The organism is Amycolatopsis sp. TRM77291, assembly GCF_054166285.1.
Map to the genome: position 1 here is coordinate 1 of NZ_JBSZHF010000010.1, position 2,444 is coordinate 2,444.

Here is a 2,444-nt window from a genome sequence, read left to right on the forward strand (position 1 = left end):
GTTCCCCGGCTGCGACATGCCCGTACCCCGCTGCACCGCCCATCACATCGTGTTCTGGCGACACCACGGCGAAACGAAGATCGACAACCTCGTCCTGTTGTGCACCAAGCATCACCGGTTGATCCACCACAGCGAATGGAAAGTCCAGATCGCCCAAGACGGACTCCCCGAATTCACCCCACCCACCTACCTCGACATCCACCACAGCGAATGGAAAGTCCAGATCGCCCAAGACGGACTCCCCGAATTCACCCCACCCACCTACCTCGACCCCACCGGCAGCGAATGGAAAGTCCAGATCGCCCAAGACGGACTCCCCGAATTCACCCCACCCACCTACCTCGACCCCACCGGCACACCGAGACGGAACACCATGCACCTCAGGGCATAGGCCGTTGGTGACTGTATAACGACCTATACGGCTGCGCTCCAGTGCGCCCGCAGCGTGCCGATGCCTCGGACACCCGTCGAATCGACGCGAATCGCGAACTCGAAGTGGGCGTCCAAGCCCCTGGCGAGTCGTCCTTGACGATCATGTGTTCCAGGACCCGGTGCCACGTCCCGTCTGCGGTCCACTTCCGCGACCGCTCATACGTGGCGCAGCCGCTCAGGCAGTTCACGCCACGGCGCACCCGTGCGCTCAGGCACAAATCGCGTAGCCAAGGGCGTGACTACGTCACCGTTCTACCCGCTGCCCTGTTCAGTCGGGAGCAACGGCGCGATCACCGCCCACATCATCAGGCGCGCAAAAGGTAAGCCCGATCCCGCAATGCCAGGGCCCGCGCCGTGGGCACCAGCCGGACGGCCTCTTCGGCGGCGTCGGCGGCGTCTTCGAAACGGTCCATCGTCAGGAAGAGCTCCGCGAGATCGGCGCGGGTCCAGCCGAGCGCGTCGGTGTTCTCGGCGGACTCGAAGCTTTCGGCGGCCATGAGGAGCCGGAACGCCGCCTCGTCGAGATCGCCGAGCGCCTGCGAGAGCTTTCCGTGGGTGTACAGCACCTCGGCCTGCACCTCGGGGATTCCGCCGACGGGGTCGGGCTTGTCGATCAAGTCGAGGGCGGCCTTCGAATCGCCCGTGAACGCCAGGATCCAGGCCGCCATCAGTCGTGCGCGGGCGGCGTGCACGTAGTCGGACTTCGCCTGGAAGAGATCGATGGCCTCTCGCGCGAACGTCAAGGCTCGCAAGGGGTCCTCTTCCAGGGTCAGCGCAGCGTCCCGGAACGCGCGTGCCCCGGGACCGCGGTCGGTGGCTGCGGCGGGTTCGCCGGAACCGGCGCGACGGCGCGTGAGCAGTTCACCTTCTGGGTTCGGCAGGAGCTCGTCGAACCGCTCCCACATGATGGCCGCGAACTCCGGATCGTCTTCGCTGCGTTCGGCCAGGGAAGCCAGTTCCTCCACGGTCTTCGGATAGATCACGAGTCGCGACCCGATTCGCTTGGTGCTGGGGAGCAACGCGGAACCGAGGTCCACCGCGATCGGCGCCGGATCCGCGGCGAGCAAGGCCCGGATCCGCTCGCTCTGCGCGGAGTTACCGTTGCGGGCGTCGAACCGGGCGGCGATCTCCAGCGCCAGGGACGCGTGGGATTCCGTCACCAAGGCCGCCGCGGCGTGGAACTCCATCGTCGCGGAGGGCGTCGATCGCCAGCCGCCGTGCCGGTCGATCAGTTTCCGGGCCGCGGCGTGATTTCCCGTGTGTGCGCAGAACTCGACGTGCCGGGCCAGCGAGCCGAGCTCCGCCTGCTCGGTCCAGAAGGCCGAATAGGACCTCCGGAAGGCTTCCACCGCGTCGTCGAGCCTGCCGGCCCGGGCGAACGGGAGCATCAGTGCCGCGAGCATCGTGTGCGGCTGCCGGGAGCAGTGGTCGTCGTCGGAGAAGAGCTCGACGGCGTCGTCGATGCGGCCGATCCGGAGCAGGTGATCGATCCTCAAGCCGGTGTCGCACTGGCCGCACCGCGAGCTTTCCGCGGGGGCCTCGTACCGGAAGTCCGCCTCGGTGCCGAGGTGCGACGCGATGATCAGGCGGTTGTCCGGCATCGGACCGAAAAGTCGTTCACCTTCGTCGAGCGCGGCGAGGGTGTCCACGAGCGGAACGCGCGGGTCTTCGACGAATGCCTCGGCCAGGTAGTCGAACACCGGCCTGAGCTCGGGATCGCCGGAGTCCAGACATCGGGAAAGGGGCTCGAAGGCCTTCGCGGGCTCGCCGCCGAGCAGGTACGCGGTGGCGAGCCGGACGCGCGCCTCGTTCCGATGAGCGCTCAGCCCCAGCGCGTCTACGCGCCGCAACACCTTCTCGAGCGCGGCGATCTGGCCGGGGCCCTCCCACATCCGGTCGGTGACGCGGATCTGGCGCCACAGCTGTTCTTCGGTGTCCATCACCCTCCCCCCCTCGGGCGGGGAGCCTAATCTCGGCGCCCACCCACCGCCTCCGAGTTTCCACCCACCCCG

General features: G+C 67.6%; 2 protein-coding genes. One reads left to right on the forward strand and one right to left on the reverse strand.

The annotated features are described in order from the left end of the window. The coding region (locus tag ACXIZN_RS43065) for an HNH endonuclease signature motif containing protein (protein ID WP_457960761.1) at window positions 1-391 on the forward strand (391 nt) is incomplete at its 5' end. A 346-nt stretch (window positions 392-737) separates the two neighbouring features. Here the strand turns inward: ACXIZN_RS43065 and ACXIZN_RS43070 are convergent. Beyond that, complete coding sequence (locus ACXIZN_RS43070) at window positions 738-2,372, reverse strand: hypothetical protein (RefSeq protein WP_457960762.1); 1,635 nt, start codon at window positions 2,370-2,372, stop codon at window positions 738-740. Window positions 2,373-2,444 lie beyond the last annotated feature (72 nt).